The following is a 19,244-nucleotide window of genomic DNA, read 5'->3' as shown; positions in this document are numbered from 1 at the left end:
AAGCGTAGCGCCACCCGGCATTTACATTAGATCTTACATGCGCCGCTTTCGCAGCCATCGTCCTGAATTGACGGTACCAGGTCGTCCTGCGCGTCTTCCGCACCGTCACGGGTGTTGTGATAGTACAGCGTTTTCACGCCAAATTTGTAGGCGGTGAGCAGGTCTTTCAGCAGCTGCTGCATCGGTACCTTACCTGACGGGAAGCGCGTCGGGTCATAGTTGGTATTGGCAGAGATCGACTGGTCGATAAACTTCTGCATGATACCCACCAGCTGCAGGTAGCCGTCGTTGTTTGGCATTTCCCACAGCAGCTCGTAGTTATTACCCAGCGTCTCGTAATCCGGTACCACCTGACGCAGCACGCCGTCTTTCGACGCTTTGATGCTGACGTGGCCGCGCGGCGGTTCAATACCGTTGGTGGCGTTAGAGATCTGCGAAGAGGTCTCGGACGGCATCAGGGCAGAGAGCGTGGAGTTACGCAGACCGTGAGTCTTAATGGACTCGCGCAGGCCTTCCCAGTCGAGATGCAGCGGCTCGCTGACGATCGCATCCAGGTCTTTCTTGTAGGTATCGATTGGCAGAATGCCTTTCGCGTAGGTGGTTTCGTTGAACCACGGGCATGCGCCTTGCTCTTTCGCCAGCTCGTTAGAGGCTTTCATCAGGTAGTACTGAATGGCTTCGAACGTCTGGTGCGTCAGGTTGTTGGCGCTGCCGTCAGAGTAGCGCTTGCCGTTTTTCGCCAGCCAGTAGGCGAAGTTGATCACGCCGATACCCAGGGTACGGCGGCCCATTGCACCGCGTTTGGCCGCCGGGATTGGGTAATCCTGGTAGTCCAGCAGGGCGTCGAGTGCGCGTACGGCCAGCACGGCCAGCTCTTCCAGCTCGTCCAGGCTCTTAATCGCGCCCAGGTTGAACGCGGAAAGCGTACACAGCGCGATTTCGCCGTTTTCGTCGTTCACGTCTTCCAGCGGTTTGGTCGGCAGGGCGATCTCAAGACACAGGTTAGACTGGCGCACTGGGGCGACGACCGGGTCAAACGGGCTGTGGGTGTTGCAGTGGTCCACGTTCTGGATGTAGATACGACCAGTAGAGGCACGTTCCTGCATCATCAGAGAGAACAAGTCTACCGCCTTCACGCGCTGCTTACGGATGCTGTCGTCTTTTTCATATTTGGTGTACAGACGCTCGAACTCGTCCTGATCGGCAAAGAACGCGTCATACAGGCCCGGAACGTCGGACGGGCTGAACAGCGTGATGTCTTCGCCTTTCAGCAGACGGGTGTACATCAGCTTGTTGATCTGCACGCCATAGTCCATGTGACGCACGCGGTTGCCTTCCACGCCGCGGTTGTTTTTCAGGACCAGCAGGCTTTCCACTTCCAGGTGCCACATCGGGTAGAACAGGGTCGCAGCACCGCCGCGCACGCCGCCCTGAGAGCAGGACTTGACCGCCGTCTGGAAGTGTTTATAGAACGGGATACAGCCGGTGTGGAACGCTTCACCGCCGCGAATCGGGCTGCCCAGCGCACGGATGCGACCGGCGTTGATGCCGATACCGGCACGCTGGGAGACGTATTTCACGATGGCGCTGGAGGTGGCGTTGATGGAATCCAGGCTGTCACCACACTCGATCAGTACGCAGGAGCTGAACTGACGGGTTGGGGTACGCACGCCAGACATGATTGGCGTCGGCAGAGAAATCTTGAACGTGGATACCGCATCGTAGAAACGCTTCACGTATTCCAGACGGGTGTCACGCGGGTAGTTAGAGAACAGGCAGGCGGCCACCAGAATATAGAGGAACTGGGCGCTTTCGTAGATCTCACCGGTTACACGGTTCTGAACCAGGTATTTGCCTTCGAGCTGCTTCACCGCCGCGTAGGAGAAGTTCATGTCGCGCCAGTGATCGATAAACCCGTTCATCTGCTCGAACTCTTCTTCCGTATAGTCTTCCAGCAGATGCGTGTCGTATTTGCCCAGCTCAACCATTTTCACCACGTGATCGTAAAGCTTCGGCGGCTCAAACTGGCCGTAGGCTTTTTTACGCAGGTGGAAAATCGCCAGGCGTGCAGCGAGGTACTGATAATCCGGTGCTTCGCGGGAGATGAGGTCTGCCGCTGCTTTAATGATTGTTTCGTGGATATCAGACGTTTTGATGCCGTCGTAGAACTGAATGTGGGAACGCAGTTCAACCTGGGAGATAGATACGTTGTTCAGTCCTTCTGCTGCCCAGTCGAGAACTCGATGGATTTTGTCCAGATTGATACGCTCGGTAGTTCCGTCGCGCTTTGTCACCAGCAGACTCTGATTCATGTGGGTTTTACCTGTCCGTGAAATAAAAAATATCCCCCGCTTATCCACAGATCCGTCTTGTGACTAACTCTGTGGATAAATACTACATATAGGGGGTTTGCGATAAGAAAAACGCTATATGGTGAGTATTCTAGTATCGAATCTTTTCAGCACAAGGGTTGATTTTGACGTTAAATTGAGGTTGTGAAAGGGTAAAAAAGGCTAAGTCCTCGTACCGTAAGGCCTGGAAGACATGTCAATAATTAAGAAAAAAAATTCAAAATTTGATCGAGTGCTGATTTCTTCAACGGGAGGTCAGAATTGCGCAACATGATGTCGCGCAATCTTTATAAGAATAACGAATGACGTTAGTCGTTTTTGGCGGTTGTGTGCAACATATAGTTAACATCCACACCCGGCGCGAGTTTGAATTTATCGGTCAGCGGATTGTAGTGCAGGCCGGTGATGTGTTGCTCCTTGAGCCACGTCTCGTCAACCCAGCTTAACAATTCCGCAGGCTTGATGAATTTCTTCACGTCATGTGTCCCTTTCGGCACCATGCGCAGGACATATTCTGCGCCAACGACGGCCATCAGCCAGGCTTTACCATTACGGTTGATGGTTGAGAAGAAGACCTGGCCGCCCGGTTTCACCAGTTTTGCACAGGCGTGCACCACCGACTGCGGATCGGGAACGTGCTCCAGCATCTCCATGCAGGTCACCACATCGTACTGATGGGCGTGTTTTGCCGCGTGCTCTTCCACGGTTTCCTGCACGTATTCCACCTGTATACCGGACTCCAGCGCGTGAAGGCGGGCAACCTGCAGCGGTTCAAAGCCCATATCCAGGCCAGTGACATTCGCCCCTTCGCGCGCCATGCTCTCAGCCAGGATGCCGCCGCCGCAGCCGACGTCGAGCACTTTCTTACCGAACAGACCGCCGGAACGCTCCGCGATATAGCCCAGACGCAGCGGGTTAATGCGATGCAGCGGTTTGAACTCACCTTCGAGATCCCACCAGCGGGACGCCACCGCTTCAAATTTGGCAATCTCTTCGTGGTCAACGTTGTGAGCCACCGGGGATTTTTCGGCATTCATGGGCGCTTTTACTCCTTATTTAGCAAGACAAAGGAGTATATCAGGCAATCCCCGTGAATAAAGCGTATAGGTTTACCTCAATCACCTCGGCTGTGTTATAATTTGCGACCTTTGAATCCGGGATACAGTAGAGGGATAGCGGTTAGATGAGCGACCTTGCGAGAGAAATTACACCGGTTAACATCGAGGAAGAGCTGAAGAGCTCCTATCTGGACTATGCGATGTCGGTCATTGTTGGCCGTGCGCTGCCGGATGTCCGCGATGGCCTGAAGCCGGTACACCGTCGCGTACTATACGCCATGAACGTATTGGGCAATGACTGGAATAAAGCCTATAAAAAATCTGCCCGCGTCGTCGGTGACGTCATCGGTAAATATCACCCGCATGGTGATACCGCCGTTTATGACACCATCGTTCGTATGGCGCAGCCATTCTCCTTGCGTTACATGCTGGTAGATGGTCAGGGTAACTTTGGTTCAGTCGACGGCGACTCCGCTGCGGCGATGCGTTATACGGAAATCCGTATGTCGAAAATCGCTCATGAGCTGATGGCCGACCTGGAAAAAGAGACCGTTGATTTCGTCGATAACTACGACGGCACCGAGCGCATCCCAGATGTGATGCCAACCAAGATCCCGAACCTGTTGGTTAACGGTTCGTCCGGTATCGCGGTCGGTATGGCCACCAACATTCCGCCGCACAATATCACCGAGGTGATCAACGGCTGCCTGGCCTATATCGACGATGAAGACATCAGCATTGAAGGGCTGATGGAACACATCCCGGGTCCGGACTTCCCGACGGCGGCGATCATCAACGGTCGACGTGGTATCGAAGAAGCATACCGTACCGGTCGCGGCAAGATTTACATCCGTGCCCGCGCCGAAGTGGAAGCGGACGCCAAAACCGGCCGTGAAACCATCATTGTTCACGAGATCCCGTATCAGGTGAACAAAGCGCGTCTGATTGAAAAAATCGCCGAGCTGGTAAAAGAAAAACGTGTTGAAGGTATCAGCGCGCTGCGTGACGAGTCTGACAAAGACGGTATGCGCATCGTGATTGAGATCAAACGCGACGCGGTGGGTGAGGTTGTGCTGAACAACCTGTACTCCCAGACTCAGCTTCAGGTCTCCTTCGGTATCAACATGGTTGCACTGCACCATGGTCAACCGAAGATCATGAACCTGAAAGAGATCCTGAGCGCGTTTGTGCGTCACCGCCGTGAAGTGGTGACCCGCCGTACCATCTTCGAACTGCGCAAAGCGCGCGACCGTGCGCACATCCTTGAAGCGCTGGCGGTTGCGCTGGCCAACATCGACCCGATCATCGAACTGATCCGTCGTGCGCCAACCCCGGCGGAAGCGAAAGCCGCCCTGATTTCCCGTCCGTGGGATCTGGGTAACGTCTCCGCGATGCTGGAGCGTGCCGGCGATGACGCAGCGCGTCCTGAATGGCTGGAACCTGAATTCGGCGTGCGTGACGGTCAGTACTACCTGACTGAACAGCAGGCCCAGGCGATTCTGGATCTGCGTCTGCAGAAACTGACCGGCCTTGAGCATGAAAAACTGCTCGACGAGTACAAAGAGCTGCTGGAACAGATTGCTGAGCTGCTGCATATCCTCGGTAGCGCCGATCGTCTGATGGAAGTCATTCGTGAAGAGCTGGAACTGGTCCGCGATCAGTTCGGTGATGAACGTCGTACCGAAATCACCGCAAACAGCTCTGATATCAACATTGAAGATCTGATCAACCGCGAAGACGTGGTGGTCACCCTGTCTCACCAGGGCTATGTGAAGTATCAGCCGCTGACCGACTACGAAGCACAGCGTCGTGGCGGTAAAGGCAAATCTGCAGCACGTATTAAAGAAGAAGACTTTATTGACCGCCTGCTGGTGGCGAACACCCATGACACGATCCTCTGCTTCTCCAGCCGCGGTCGTCTGTACTGGATGAAAGTCTATCAGCTGCCGGAAGCAAGCCGTGGTGCGCGTGGTCGTCCTATCGTTAACCTGCTGCCGCTGGAAGCGAATGAACGTATCACCGCCATCCTGCCAGTACGCGAGTACGAAGAGGGCGTGAACGTCTTTATGGCGACCGCCAGCGGTACCGTGAAGAAAACCGCGCTGACCGAGTTCAGCCGCCCACGTTCCGCCGGGATCATTGCGGTGAACCTGAACGAAGGCGACGAGCTGATCGGTGTGGATCTGACCTCCGGTTCTGATGAAGTGATGCTGTTCTCTGCGGCCGGTAAAGTGGTGCGCTTTAAAGAGAACGCCGTCCGTGCGATGGGTCGTACCGCTACGGGCGTTCGCGGTATCAAACTGGCTGGCGAAGACAGCGTTGTTTCTCTGATTATTCCGCGCGGTGAAGGGGCTATCCTGACCGTGACGCAGAATGGTTACGGTAAACGTACGGCGGAAGGGGAATATCCAACCAAGTCTCGCGGCACGCAGGGCGTTATCTCTATCAAAGTGACCGAGCGCAACGGCTCCGTTGTGGGCGCGGTGCAGGTGGACGATGCCGACCAGATCATGATGATCACCGATGCCGGTACGCTGGTGCGTACCCGCGTGTCTGAGATCAGCGTGGTGGGGCGTAACACCCAGGGCGTAATTCTCATCCGTACAGCGGAAGATGAAAACGTGGTGGGTCTGCAGCGTGTTGCTGAGCCGGTGGATGACGAAGAGCTCGATTCCATCGACGGTAGCGTTGCGGAAGGCGATGATGATATCGCGCCGGAAGCCGATACTGACGATGACGCGGCGGATGACGCTGACGAGTAATGTCTCCTGATGCAAAAAAGGGCCGGATTCCGGCCCTTTTCTTTTGCACAAGCAGATAAGTCAACGTTGCGACCTGGCGCGTTTACCGCTACCTTAACCACATTCTTTTGACCCCGACGGCGGAGCCTCGCCCCCTTGAAATACCTCGTCTCCTTTCGTACTACGCTCAAAGTCTCTCGCTATCTGTTTCGGGCGCTGGCGCTCTTGCTTTGGCTGCTGGTGGCATTGTTCTCGGTGTTTTACATCGTTAACGCGCTGCACCAGAAAGAAGCGGAGATCCGCCAGGAGTTTAACTTAAGCTCCGACCAGGCCCAGCGCTACATTCAGCGAACGTCTGACGTGATGAAGGAGCTGAAGTATATTGCCGAAAATCGTCTGACGGCGGAAAACGGCATCCTTGCGCTTCGCGGGCGTAATGACAAAACCGAAGTCCCGGACTTCCAGCCGCTGTTCCCGGATTCCGATTGCTCCACTATGAGCAATACCTGGCGCGGATCGCTGGAATCCCTTGCCTGGTTTATGCGCTACTGGCGCGACAATTTCTCCGCCGCCTATGACCTGAACCGCGTATTCCTGATTGGCAGTGAAAATCTCTGCATGGCTGATTTTGGCCTGCGTGATGTGCCCGTTGAGCGTGAAGATGCGCTGAAAAGCCTGCATGAACGTATTGTGAAATATCGCAATGCGCCGCAGGATGAGCGCGGGAATAACATCTTCTGGATTAGCCAGGGGCCGCGCCCGGGCGTGGGGTATTTCTACGCCCTGACGCCGGTTTATCTCGGTAATCGCCTGCAGGCGCTGATGGGGATAGAGCAGACCATTCGCATGGAAAACTTCTTCACCCCAGGCAGCCTGCCCATGGGGGTGACCATTCTGGATGAAAACGGTCATCAGCTGATCTCACTCGCCGGGCCCGATAACCGTTTAAACGTCGAACCGCACTGGATGCAGGAGCGGTCGTGGTTTGGTTATACCTCGGGTTTCCGTGAACTGGTGCTGAAGAAGAGCCTGCCGCCTTCGTCGCTAAGTATTGTCTATTCGCTGCCGGTGGATATGGTGCTTGAGCGGATACGCATTCTCATCATGAATGCCATTCTGCTGAACCTGCTGGCGGGGGGCGCGCTGTTTACGCTGGCGCGCATGTATGAGCGGAAAATCTTTATTCCCGCCGAAAGCGACGCCCAGCGGCTGGAGGAACACGAGCAGTTTAACCGGAAGATTGTCGCCTCGGCCCCGGTGGGGATCTGTATTCTGCGTACCCAGGACGGAACAAATATCCTGAGTAACGAACTGGCGCATAACTACCTGAACATGCTGACGCACGAAGACAGACAGAGGCTGACGCAAATTATCTGCGGTCAGCAGGTTAACTTTGTCGACGTGCTCACCAGCACGCACACCAACCTGCAGATCAGCTTTGTGCATTCCCGCTATCGCAATGAAAACGTGGCGATTTGCGTGCTGGTGGATGTCTCCGCACGCGTGAAGATGGAAGAGTCGTTGCAGGAGATGGCGCAGGCCGCGGAGCAGGCCAGCCAGTCGAAATCCATGTTCCTTGCTACCGTCAGCCACGAGCTGCGAACGCCGCTGTATGGGATCATCGGTAACCTCGATCTGCTGCAGACGAAAGAGTTGCCGAAAGGGGTCGACAGGCTGGTGACGGCGATGAACAACTCCTCCAGCCTGCTGCTGAAGATCATCAGCGATATTCTCGACTTCTCTAAAATTGAGTCTGAGCAGCTGAAAATAGAGCCGCGGGAGTTCTCGCCGCGCGAGGTCATGAACCATATCAGCGCCAACTATCTGCCGCTGGTGGTGCGTAAACAGCTGGGGCTCTACTGCTTTATCGAACCGGATGTGCCGCTTACGCTGCACGGCGATCCGATGCGCCTGCAGCAGGTCATCTCCAACCTGCTCAGCAACGCCATCAAATTCACCGATGTTGGCTGTATTGTGTTGCACGTCTGCCGGGCGGGGGATTACCTGAGCATTCGCGTGCGTGACACGGGAGTCGGCATCCCGGCGAAGGAAGTGGTTCGTCTGTTCGACCCGTTCTTCCAGGTCGGGACCGGCGTGCAGCGTAACTTCCAGGGTACCGGACTGGGGCTGGCGATTTGTGAGAAGCTCGTCAGCATGATGGACGGTGATATCTCCGTGGATACCGAGCCCGGTATGGGCAGCCAGTTCACCATCCGTATTCCGCTCTATTCGGCGCAGCATCCGGCAAAAGCGACGGTAGACGGGCTGAACGACAAGCGCTGCTGGCTGGCGGTGCATAATGCCTCGCTGAATGACTACCTGACGGCGTTGCTTGCCCACAGCGGCGTGAGGGTGTGTCGCTATGAAGGTCAAACGCCGGATGTAGACGATGTGCTGATTGCCGACGAGATGCCGGAACAGCCGTGGCAGGGGAGAGGGTCGGTGCTCTTCTGCCGTCGCCACATCGGCATTCCTGTCGAGCGAGCGCCAGGGGAATGGGTGCACAGTGTTGCAACGCCGCACGAGCTGTTAAGCCTGCTGGCGCGCATCTACAAAGTGGAACTGGAAGAAAACGACGGTGCAGGTGCGTTGTCGTCATCTGAAGGTTTGGCGTCAGTGAATGACGATATGATGATTCTGGTGGTAGATGACCATCCGATTAACCGCCGCCTGCTGGCTGACCAGCTTGGCTCGCTTGGCTACCAGTGCAAAACCGCTAATGACGGCGTGGATGCGCTGAATGTGCTGAGTAAAAATCATATTGATATCGTGCTTAGCGACGTCAACATGCCAAACATGGACGGCTACCGTCTGACGCAGCGCATCCGACAGCTTGGCTTGACGCTGCCGGTGGTGGGCGTAACGGCGAACGCGCTGGCGGAAGAGAAACAGCGTTGTCTGGAGTCAGGCATGGACAGCTGTCTGTCGAAACCGGTGACGCTGGACGTGCTGAAGCAGACATTGTCGATTTACGCAGATCGCGTGAGAAAAACCAGAATATAAAAAAGACCCTTACGGGCCTTTTACGCTTTTCTCCCTCTCCCTGTGGGAGAGGGGCGGGGTGAGGGCATCAGGCCGCACACCCGTCCGGGATCAATCCTTGTCCGTTGCGCTCAGCGTAACGGAGGAGAGATAGTTCAGCAGAGCAATATCGTTGTCCACGCCCAGCTTCATCATCGCTGATTTCTTCTGGCTGCTGATGGTTTTAATACTGCGGTTCAGCTTCTTGGCAATCTCGGTCACCAGGAAACCTTCTGCGAACAGGCGCAGAACTTCGCTCTCTTTCGGCGACAGGCGTTTGTCACCGTAGCCACCCGCGCTGATTTTTTCCAGCAAACGAGAGACGCTCTCAGGCGTGAACTTCTTGCCTTTCTGCAGCGCGGCGAGCGCTTTTGGCAGATCGGTCGGTGCGCCCTGTTTCAGCACAATCCCTTCGATGTCCAGATCCAGCACCGCGCTCAGAATTGCCGGGTTGTTGTTCATAGTCAGAACAATGATCGAGATATCCGGGAAGTGACGTTTAATGTATTTGATGAGCGTGATCCCATCACCGTACTTGTCCCCAGGCATGGAGAGGTCGGTAATGAGCACGTGTGCATCAAGCTTTGGGAGGTTATTGATCAGTGCTGTAGAGTCTTCAAATTCACCGACTACATTCACCCACTCGATCTGTTCAAGTGATTTGCGAATACCGAACAGTACAATCGGATGGTCATCGGCAATAATTACGTTCATATTGTTCATGTATAAGGCTACCTTGCTACAGCAAGCTTTTGACGTAGGCGTCAATGTCGCTGATGTATTTTTCAATGCCAGAGGCATCTTTCTCACGAATTAGATGTTCCAGCGTTTCACATAACTGCTTGCCGGGAACCAGATTAAGCATGGCAAACACCCCTTTAAGCCGGTGTGCTGTCTGTGCCAGCGCTGCAAAATCATTCGCAGCGGACTCAGTATACAACCGCTTAACATCATCTGGTACTGTATCAACAAAGAGTGAATAGTATCCGCTGGCGTGAAGCTCGGCATTTTCATTGCCGCCTAACGGGGATTCCGCTATCTCTTCCTGCGCCAGCTGCTCTTCTATTAGTTGTAGTACAGCTTCCTGCATCGCATTGCTTATATTAAAGTTGACGCGCAGCTGGCCAGGGCCGATTTTTCGCACGCCTGACTCATCATCGCTTAAAAGCAAGCCGGAGGCAGTAAGATTAGACGGATTATCAGTTAAAAACAGATCAAATTCTTGACTTGCAAGTCTTTCATCCGGCGTGATGCAGGCCGCACCCCAGTTTTCTAACTGACGAACAACAATATTGCGGATCTCGTTCGAGGTCACATCAACCATCACCACGACATCATCCAGCAGACGTTCTTCATCTTCTTCCTGCGGATTGGCCGCCATTTTCACGTGCAGAGAATAACGGGTGCCGAGAGATTCACGGGCTTTGATATTCAGATGGCCGCCGAGCTTACGCGCCAGCTGATCGCACAGCCAGAAGGTCAGGGCATTGGCCTTGCCGTAGCGATCGCTTTGCGTGTCATTCAGGAACGGGAAGTGCAGATTATCAATTTCACTCGTTGTGACGCCTTCCCCGGTGTCCAGGATGCGGAACGCCAGGCGGTCTTCTGCCGACTCCTCAGTACTGACTTCTAGGGTGATCTTGCCGATCTGGGTGGTGGTCACGGCGTACTGAATAATCATCAGCAGAATGCGGCGCAGCGCTTCGCGATCGCCGTGGCGTTCGTCGTTCGCAGGGAGATTGTTATTGATCAGCAGCTGCAACCCTTTGCGCTTAATGACGGGCAGCACTTCCGGAACCACTTCATCGATCAGATCCTGAATGGAGAAGAGGGTTGGCGTTCCCTTCCAGAAATCATTCTCCAGCATGTTCGCCAGCTGGATCTCATCAACCATTCTGACCAGCGAATCGGCCTGGCAGGCAAGCTGGTGGCTTTCAGAAGTGTTTAACGCCGCCGCCTGGGTCGCCAGCGTTTTTAACGGCTGTTTGAACGCATCACCAATGTTCTGCATGAATGCGGCGCGCCCCTGCTGGTTTTTCTCATACAGTCTTTGTGCCTGCTTGAGCTTTTTATTGACCAGCACTTCGCGATCCTGGTCGCGAATAATGAAGATTTGCGTGCGGGGAGCCACCTGACTGCGGAACTGACGGATCTCGTACAGTTCATTGTTGATGGTGGCCTGAATCACCCCCTGGTGTTGATCCGCCATGGTGGTGATGTTCTGCAGGTTAAGATGCGGCAGCAGATGGTCGGCAATTTTATTGCTCATCACCGTACGATTCGCCTCCTGGTCGTGAACTAAGACCCCAAGCGGCAGCACGGAAATAATCTCTTCATTCAGTGCACGTAATACGCGCAGCTCATTGCTGGCACCGGCCGGAACCGCAGAGGCGTCACTCTGACGCCCCGGCTGGAAACGGAAGGTACTGTAGCCAAACAGGGCCAGCGCCAGCAGACCGATATTCAACAGCAGAGGCAGCAGGATATTTTGCAGGGTGTCGAGCAACAGCGTGCCAAACGGCACCTGCCACACCAGACGCATACCGGTTGAGTTCAGCGATGAAGCAATTTCGATTTTCGAGCCGTTAAAGGAGATTGAAACGCTCTCTGCGGCCTCTTTGTCAGACGCCGCACGCATATTCTGGGTGCTGCTGTCTGGCTCCAGACGGAAGCTGTCGAGCGGCATGTCCGGCGGGATTAAATCATTAATCGGTAAATCGAAGGCCACCACCGTCGCCAGATGTCCTGGCTGGTTGAACGTGGTGCGCAGGGTAAAATAATGACCGTTTTGCCAGGCCAGACGACGCAGGGAAGAGAAGCTCTCACGTTCATCAAGGGCATTCGCCTGCTGCAGCATCTCTGCCCGGCGGGAATCGACGATGCTGTCCACGGTTGTCTCTTTAAACCCGGAGGAGAGATCTTTTAACGGCAGCGTTGAGATCAGGATCATGCTGTTGTCCTGACCGTTTAGATAGTACATCGACCACGGTACCGTTTCAGCGCCCCAGAGGGTATCCAGATAGGTCGAAATACGCTGCGTCATCTCAAGCGTCGCGCTGTCGTGAGAGCCAAAGATAAGGGCCTCGGTCTTACGCTGCGGTTTTTCGAGATAATAGACATCCTGCTTAAGCCGCGTCTCCTGAAGTCCATCCCCGGACGAGGAGGTCGGGGCCGCCGCGATATTGTCGTAAATCTGCCAGGTGGCGTAGCGCCAGGTATCTATGCGCTTGTGCACGGCATGGGTGATATCAACGACCTGATAGCTCTTATCCTTCAGCCAGGCGTTAACCGCGCTTTGTACCATCACCCCCATGGTGACTAACAGCACAACGATCAAAAGAAGAAAGAAACGGGTGATGCTCCCGGGAAGGAGGGAGAATTTGCTCGGAGCGGTAGTTTCAGTCTGACTCATTAATATCTTTAACCCGTTATGCTCGTGCTCTGTGGCGATAGGGCAGTATAAAGGGTAATAACTGAATTTCCAGCGTCACTGTCCGGGAAGAGGCGACTTTTTCACCGGACAATATCGGCGGCGAGGCGTGCAGTAAACATGTACAAACTCGCCATACGCGTACAAATAACAGACACACGTAGCAAGAAAATAGCACGAATTAACAAGAAATTAAGTTTTGACTCAATTTTCTTCCCTCGCAGACTAGCCGGTGAGAATTTAGTTAATAGTCGTTACAATTTCGGTGCGGTAGCACAAAAAAAGAGAAGTTACGTAAAGAAAGGTAAAAAAAAACCGAATGCGAAGCATCCGGTTCAATTAGGGATAAACAGACATTCAAAACTGAATGACGGTAATAAATAAAGTTAATGATGATAGCGATGGTTATTTTAGAGATTAGGTGCGATCTTGTTTTGTCATTCAGTGCTGTAACGGATTTTATTGTAACTTATTGATATGTTTGTGGTGATTTTTTCGTTTGATTATAAGTGCTAATTTTCTAAGCTATTTGTGCTTTGTAAAAGTTCCTTGATATTCACATTTTGAAACATGTTGATAGATAAATGAAACATCTTCAAAGTTTTCGTATCATATTCGCATTGGATTATTCTGTAATTTTGCGGAGAATGAAATTGCCGACTGGTTAATGAGGGTTAACCAGTAAGCAGTGGCAATTATAAGGCATATAACAGAGGGTTAATAAAATGAAAGTTAAAGTACTGTCCCTCCTGGTACCAGCACTCCTGGTAGCAGGCGCAGCAAATGCGGCCGAAATTTATAACAAAGATGGCAACAAATTAGATCTGTACGGTAAAGTTGATGGTCTGCACTATTTCTCTGACGACAAGAGTGCCGATGGCGACCAGACCTACATGCGTCTTGGCTTCAAAGGCGAAACTCAGGTTAACGATCAGCTGACCGGTTACGGCCAGTGGGAATACCAGATCCAGGGCAACACCTCCGAAAGCGAAAATAATGCCTGGACGCGTGTGGCGTTCGCGGGTCTGAAATTCGCTGACGCGGGTTCTTTCGATTACGGTCGTAACTACGGCGTAATCTACGACGTAACCTCCTGGACTGACGTTCTGCCAGAATTTGGCGGCGATACCTACGGCGCAGACAACTTCCTGCAGTCCCGTGCTAACGGCGTTGCGACCTACCGTAACCAGGACTTCTTTGGTCTGGTGGATGGTCTGAACTTTGCCCTGCAGTATCAGGGTAAAAACGGTAGCGTAAGCGGTGAAAACGTGGGTGGACGCAGCCTGCTGAAACAGAACGGCGACGGCTACGGTGCATCCGTGACCTATAACCTGGGCGAAGGTTTCAGCGTGGGCGGCGCAATGTCCTCCTCCAAACGTACCGCCGATCAGAACGCACCGGGCGTATACGGTAATGGCGATCACGCAGAAGTCTATTCTGGCGGCCTGAAATACGATGCCAACAACATCTATCTGGCAGCGCAGTACTCTCAGACCTACAACGCAACCCGTTTCGGTACCTCTAACGGCAGCAGCCCGACTACCGCTTACGGCTTCGCTAACAAAGCGCAGAACTTCGAAGTGGTTGCTCAGTACCAGTTCGACTTCGGCCTGCGTCCATCCGTGGCTTACCTGCAGTCTAAAGGGAAAGACATCGAAGGTTACGGCGATCAGGATCTGCTGAAATATGTTGATGTTGGTGCGACGTACTACTTCAACAAAAACATGTCCACCTACGTGGATTACAAAATCAACCTGGTTGATGAAAATGAATTCACCCGTCAGGCGGGTATCGGTACTGACGATATCGTCGCGCTGGGCCTGGTTTACCAGTTCTAATCGCGTCATCGTGTAACGTAAGGGGCCTGGTGGCCCCTTTTTTGTGCTTCCCGGATTCTCACAACTCTCCCGTTTTGGTGTACTCTTGCCGCCCTGGCATGAGGATAATAATGAATGGACATGACTTTTTTACGCGCCAGCTTTCTGGCTATGCTTTTTTTCCTGACCGCGTGTAACGATCCCACACCTGTGGCGAAAACTGACGCACCCGCCGCGACGGTGCTCGAAGGCAAAACGATGGGGACTTTCTGGCGCGTCAGCGTGATGAACCTTGATAAAACACGCACAGATGAACTTCGCGGGAAAATCCAGTCGCAGCTGGACGCCGACGATCAGCTGCTCTCAACCTATAAAAATGACTCGGCGCTGATGCGCTTTAATCTCTCCACCAGCACCTCCCTGTGGCCGGTGAGCGAAGCGATGGCCGATATCGTCACCGAATCTATGCGCGTGGGTTACAAAACCAACGGGGCGATGGATGTGACCGTTGGGCCCCTGGTAAACCTCTGGGGATTTGGCCCTAACAAACAGCCGGTGACCACGCCCGAACAGGCGGCCATTGATGACGCCCGCGCCCGGACAGGGCTACAGCACCTGACCGTGATCAACCAGTACGGGCAGCAGTACCTGCAAAAAGATATCCCCGATCTGTTTGTCGATCTGTCGACGGTCGGGGAAGGCTATGCGGCGGATCATCTTGCTGCGCTGATGGCCCAGGAAGGTATTTCGCGTTATCTGGTCTCCGTGGGCGGCGCGCTAGTCAGTCGGGGGATGAACGCCAGCGATAAGCCGTGGCGCGTAGCGATTCAAAAGCCGACCGATCGGCAAAATGCCGTGCAGGCGATAGTGGATATCAACGGACATGGCATCAGTACCTCCGGAAGCTACCGCAACTATTACGAGCTTGAGGGGAAGCGTATTTCGCATGTTATCGATCCGCAGACCGGGCGTCCCATCACGCATAACCTGGTCTCAGTGACGGTCATTGCCCCCACCGCGCTGGAAGCGGATGCCTGGGATACTGGATTAATGGTTCTCGGCCCGGAAAAAGCCAAAGAGGTGGTTCGTCAGGAAGGGCTGGCGGTTTATATGATCACCAAAGAGGGCGACGGGTTCAAAACCTGGCATTCACCGCAGTTCGACAGCTTCCTGGTGCGCGACAAAAATTAAAAAGCAAGGTTGCGGGTTTTTTATCAGTGGCACTCAGGCACGCTCTATGTATGCTTATAAGAGGAGCCGATAATGAGAAACCCGACCTTTATTACCGATGAGGATCGCTGGCAGGCCGTGCTGGCCCGCGATCCGCTCGCTGACGATCAGTTTGTCTTCGCCGTACAGACCACGGGCATTTTCTGCCGCCCGTCATGCCGCGCCCGCCACGCGCTGCGTAAAAATGTCCGCTTTTATTCCGATGCCCACCATGCCGCTCACGCAGGGTTTCGTCCGTGCAAGCGCTGCATGCCGGACAAACGTGATCCGCAGGAGCAGAAGCTGGCGAAAGTGGAACATGCCTGCCGTCTTCTGGAGCAGGAACCCACGCTAACCCTGGACGGGCTGGCGCAGCAGGTCGCCATGAGTCCTTTCCATTTCCACCGTCTGTTTAAGTCCGTGACCGGCATGACGCCAAAAGCCTGGCAGCAGGCGGCGCGAGGCCAGCGCCTGCGCACCGCGCTTGCACAGGGAGACAAAATTACCGACGCCGTGCTGGCGGCGGGGTTTCCCGACAGCAGCAGTTATTATCGTAAAGCCAACGATGCGCTGGGTATGACGGCGAAGCAGTACCGCAAAGGAGATGTGGCAGTGCGTTATGCCATGAGTGACTGTTCGCTAGGACGCTGTCTGGTTGCAGAAAGCGAGCGGGGGATCTGCGCGATCCTGCTGGGTGACAACGATGCAGAATTAGCCGAAGAGCTTGCCGCGCAATTTCCAAAAGCAGCGCATGCGCCGCTGGAAGAGGATTTCGCGCGGCGGATCCATCAGGTGATTGCCAGTATTGATAATCGCGACGTACCGCTTGCGCTGCCGCTGGATATTCGTGGAACCGCGTTCCAGCAGCGCGTCTGGCAGGCCCTTCGCAACATTCCCTGCGGCGAAACGGCAAGTTACCAGCAGGTGGCACAGGCGATTGGTCAACCCAATGCGGTACGCGCCGTAGCCGGAGCCTGTGCGGCAAACACGCTGGCGATTGTGATCCCCTGCCATCGCGTGGTTCGTAACGACGGCGCGCTGTCGGGTTACCGATGGGGGACGGCGCGAAAAGCGCTATTACTGAAACGTGAGGCGAAACGCCAGGAGGGATAATGCTCGATCTTTTTGCGGATGCTGAACCCTGGCAGGAGCCGCTTGCGCCGGGGGCGGTGATCCTGCGCCGCTTTGCACTCTCCCGTGCGGCGGCGCTGCTTGCCGGTATCGACGAGGTGACGGCGGTTTCGCCGTTTCGCCATATGGTGACGCCGGGTGGATACACCATGTCAGTAGCCATGGCCAACTGCGGGGAATTGGGCTGGGCGACAAACGAGCGGGGCTATCTGTATGCCCCGAACGATCCCGCTACCGGCCAGCCGTGGCCTCCGATGCCTGCTGTTTTTCAGGCTCTCTGCCACGAGGCCGCCGTGGCAGCAGAGTATCCTGACTTCCGGCCGGATGCCTGCCTGATTAACCGCTACGCCGTGGGCGCGAAGCTCTCGCTGCATCAGGACAAGGATGAGCCCGATCTGCGCGCGCCCATTGTCTCGGTATCGTTAGGCCTGCCCGCCGTCTTCCAGTTCGGCGGGTTACGCCGCAACGATCCGCTCAAACGCATCATGCTGGAACATGGCGACGTGGTGGTGTGGGGCAGGGCGTCGCGGCTTTACTATCACGGCATTCAGCCGCTGAAGCCCGGAGTCCACCCCCTGACTGGCGAGTACCGTTTTAACCTGACCTTTCGTCAGGCGGGGGCGAGTAAACTAAAATAAGAATTATTCTTGATGTCCGCGCAGGGCAGTTTACACTGCTGGCTGATTTTTATTGTCCGGATTGCCTGCATGCAACTACTTCTCCTTGTCTGGCGTCAGTATCGCTGGCCCTTCATCGCCGTAATGGCGTTAAGCCTTGCCAGCGCCGCCCTGGGTATTGGCCTGATCGCGTTTATTAACGTGCGGTTGATTGAAATGGTCGACACCTCGCTCTCCGTATTGCCGGAGTTTCTCGGCCTGCTGCTCCTGTTGATGGCGGTTACGCTCGGATCCCAGCTGGCGCTGACCGCACTCGGGCACCATTTCGTTTTCCGTTTGCGCAGTGAATTTATCAAGCGGATCCTGGACACCCAGGTAGAGCGCATTGAGCAGCTCGGCAGCGCTTCCCTGCTGGCGGGGCTGACCAGCGACGTGCGCGCCATTACCATCGCGTTCGTTCGTCTGCCGGAGCTGGTGCAGGGGATCATTCTGACCTTTGGATCGGCCGCTTATCTCGCCTGGCTCTCCAGCAAAATGCTGGCGGTGACCGCGCTGTGGATTGCCATTACCATCTGGGGCGGCTTTGTGCTGGTGTCCCGCGTCTATAAACACATGGCGGTGCTGCGCGAAACCGAAGATAAGCTCTATAACGATTACCAGACGGTACTGGAAGGACGTAAAGAGCTCACCCTGAACCGCGAGCGCGCCGAGTATATCTTTAATCATCTCTATATCCCGGACGCGCGCGAATACCGTCACCATATTATTCGCGCCGATACCTTCCACCTGAGCGCGGTGAACTGGTCAAACATCATGATGCTGGGTGCCATTGGTCTGGTATTCTGGATGGCGAACAGCCTGGGCTGGGCGGACACCAACGTAGCGGCAACCTACTCGCTGACGCTGCTGTTTTTGCGCACGCCGTTGCTCTCAGCGGTTGGCGCATTGCCTACGTTACTCAGCGCACAGGTAGCGTTTAATAAGCTCAAAAAATTCGATCTCGCGCCGTTCAAAGCCGAATTCCCGCGCCCGCAGGCGTTCCCCAACTGGCAGACGCTGGAGCTGCGCGATGTGACGTTCCGCTATCAGGACAACGCTTTCTCCGTGGGGCCGGTCAATCTGACAATTCACCGCGGTGAACTGCTGTTCCTCATCGGCGGCAACGGCAGCGGTAAATCGACGCTGGCGATGTTGCTGACCGGACTCTATCAGCCGCTGTCGGGCGAGATTTTGCTGGACGGTAAGGTGCTGAGCGCGGAGAAGCCCGAAGATTACCGCAAGCTTTTCTCGGCGGTGTTCACCGACGTCTGGCTGTTTGATCGACTGCTGGGGCCGGAAGGGCAGCAGGCCAATCCCGCGCTGGTGGAAAAATGGCTTTCGCAGCTGCAGATGTCGCACAAGCTGGAGTTACAGGACGGGAAGATCCTCAACCTGAAGCTTTCCAAAGGGCAGAAAAAGCGCGTGGCGCTGCTGCTGGCGCTGGCGGAAGAGCGTGACATCATTCTGCTGGATGAGTGGGCGGCGGATCAGGACCCGCACTTCCGCCGCGAGTTTTATCAGGTGCTGCTGCCGCTGATGCAGGAGATGGGCAAAACCATTTTCGCCATCAGCCACGACGATCACTACTTCATTCATGCTGACCGCCTGCTGGAGATGCGCGACGGCAAGCTGAGCGAACTGACGGGTGAAGAGCGCGATGCAGCGTCGCGTGATGCGGTGGCGCGCACGGCCTGATGCCCTCACCCTAACCCTCTCCCACGGGGAGAGGGGATAGATCGTGGCCGTAATGGCGCTTTTTTCTCCATCCCGCCCCGTTGTTTATTCTTATTTACATATCCCCGCGCTATGCTTAACCCCAACTCATTTAAT

The 19,244-nt window shown here is 54.8% G+C and carries 12 protein-coding genes; 8 read left to right on the top strand and 4 right to left on the bottom strand.

Annotated elements, in window-relative coordinates; all coding sequences use genetic code 11:
- Positions 1 to 26: 26 nt before the first annotated feature.
- Positions 27 to 2,312: a class 1a ribonucleoside-diphosphate reductase subunit alpha gene (gene nrdA, locus FU672_RS04360; protein ID WP_045402753.1), complete on the bottom strand. Its 2,286-nt coding sequence runs from the start codon at positions 2,310 to 2,312 to the stop codon at positions 27 to 29.
- A 347-nt stretch (positions 2,313 to 2,659) separates the two neighbouring features.
- On the bottom strand, positions 2,660 to 3,388 hold the full coding sequence (ubiG, locus tag FU672_RS04355) for a bifunctional 2-polyprenyl-6-hydroxyphenol methylase/3-demethylubiquinol 3-O-methyltransferase UbiG (protein ID WP_148242312.1): 729 nt from the start codon (positions 3,386 to 3,388) through the stop codon (positions 2,660 to 2,662).
- A 146-nt stretch (positions 3,389 to 3,534) separates the two neighbouring features.
- On the opposite strand from ubiG, the gene gyrA reads away from it, so the two are divergent.
- Together gyrA and rcsC are read left to right on the top strand one after the other, a co-directional pair.
- Positions 3,535 to 6,171: a DNA topoisomerase (ATP-hydrolyzing) subunit A gene (gene gyrA, locus FU672_RS04350; RefSeq protein ID WP_148242311.1), complete on the top strand. Its 2,637-nt coding sequence runs from the start codon at positions 3,535 to 3,537 to the stop codon at positions 6,169 to 6,171.
- 135 nt (positions 6,172 to 6,306) lie between these two features.
- A complete protein-coding gene (gene rcsC / locus FU672_RS04345; RefSeq protein ID WP_148242310.1) occupies positions 6,307 to 9,153 on the top strand; it encodes a two-component system sensor histidine kinase RcsC in 2,847 nt (948 codons plus the stop codon).
- A gap of 90 nt (positions 9,154 to 9,243) precedes the next feature.
- Here the strand turns inward: rcsC and rcsB are convergent, their stop codons facing one another.
- Together rcsB and rcsD are read right to left on the bottom strand one after the other, a co-directional pair.
- Positions 9,244 to 9,894, bottom strand: a complete 651-nt coding sequence (gene rcsB, locus FU672_RS04340; protein WP_003859405.1) for a response regulator transcription factor RcsB — start codon at positions 9,892 to 9,894, stop codon at positions 9,244 to 9,246.
- Positions 9,895 to 9,910: 16 nt separating this feature from the next.
- On the bottom strand, positions 9,911 to 12,583 hold the full coding sequence (rcsD, locus tag FU672_RS04335; protein WP_148242309.1) for a phosphotransferase RcsD: 2,673 nt from the start codon (positions 12,581 to 12,583) through the stop codon (positions 9,911 to 9,913).
- A gap of 138 nt (positions 12,584 to 12,721) precedes the next feature.
- Here rcsD and FU672_RS04330 point away from each other — a divergent pair, with 138 nt between their 5' ends.
- The 6 genes from FU672_RS04330 (at position 12,722) to FU672_RS04305 (ending at position 19,109) form a co-directional block, all read left to right on the top strand.
- Entirely contained in the window at positions 12,722 to 12,985 is a 264-nt protein-coding gene (locus tag FU672_RS04330; RefSeq protein WP_148242308.1) for a hypothetical protein, read from the top strand.
- Positions 12,986 to 13,326: 341 nt separating this feature from the next.
- On the top strand, positions 13,327 to 14,439 hold the full coding sequence (locus tag FU672_RS04325) for a porin OmpC (RefSeq protein ID WP_148242307.1): 1,113 nt from the start codon (positions 13,327 to 13,329) through the stop codon (positions 14,437 to 14,439).
- 114 nt (positions 14,440 to 14,553) lie between these two features.
- Positions 14,554 to 15,609, top strand: coding sequence for an FAD:protein FMN transferase ApbE (gene apbE, locus FU672_RS04320; protein WP_148242306.1), 1,056 nt, complete (start codon positions 14,554 to 14,556; stop codon positions 15,607 to 15,609).
- A 72-nt stretch (positions 15,610 to 15,681) separates the two neighbouring features.
- Complete coding sequence (gene ada / locus FU672_RS04315) at positions 15,682 to 16,740, top strand: bifunctional DNA-binding transcriptional regulator/O6-methylguanine-DNA methyltransferase Ada (protein ID WP_148242305.1); 1,059 nt, start codon at positions 15,682 to 15,684, stop codon at positions 16,738 to 16,740.
- Entirely contained in the window at positions 16,740 to 17,396 is a 657-nt protein-coding gene (gene alkB / locus FU672_RS04310) for a DNA oxidative demethylase AlkB (protein ID WP_148242304.1), read from the top strand. Before ada ends, alkB begins: the two co-directional genes overlap by 1 nt.
- Positions 17,397 to 17,465: 69 nt before the next feature.
- Positions 17,466 to 19,109, top strand: a complete 1,644-nt coding sequence (locus FU672_RS04305) for a multidrug ABC transporter permease/ATP-binding protein (protein ID WP_148242303.1) — start codon at positions 17,466 to 17,468, stop codon at positions 19,107 to 19,109.
- The last annotated feature ends 135 nt before the right edge of the window (positions 19,110 to 19,244 follow it).

The organism is Enterobacter asburiae, from assembly GCF_008080435.1.
Lineage (GTDB): Bacteria > Pseudomonadota > Gammaproteobacteria > Enterobacterales > Enterobacteriaceae > Enterobacter > Enterobacter asburiae_C.
Note: the sequence above shows the minus strand (reverse complement) of the source record. Positions and strands in the feature narration are given on the sequence as shown.